Origin of the sequence: Halomonas sp. ND22Bw, assembly GCF_003011945.1 — a bacterium.
In the GTDB taxonomy this organism is placed as follows: domain Bacteria; phylum Pseudomonadota; class Gammaproteobacteria; order Pseudomonadales; family Halomonadaceae; genus Halomonas; species Halomonas halophila.
In genome coordinates this window covers 1-240 of sequence record NZ_PXWD01001665.1, presented here as the reverse complement: position 1 = coordinate 240, position 240 = coordinate 1, and the positions used below count along the sequence as shown (strand labels likewise).

Sequence of the window (240 nt, the reverse complement as noted above, 5' to 3'; positions counted from 1 at the left end):
ACGGCACCGGCGGCGCATGTCGCGGGCGAGCGTTTCGTACTGATCGAGCGTCACGCGATGCGGGTGCTGCCGATGGCGTTCACGCGGCCGGGTGACCGCCTGCGATGGCTGGCGAGCGGAGCGGGCGACGTGGCCGGGCCGATCGAGGCGCGGTTGACGCTCGACGGTCGATCGATCCTGCCGCTTGCGCCGATCCGGCTTCGACGTGTCGACACGGCGCATGGCGCGCAGCTCCAGTGG

General features: G+C 72.1%; 1 protein-coding gene. It reads left to right on the top strand.

Annotated features, from left to right (window positions below; translation table 11 throughout):
• A partial coding sequence (locus CVH10_RS26400; protein ID WP_219925094.1) for a hypothetical protein occupies positions 1–240 on the top strand: 240 nt, incomplete at both ends.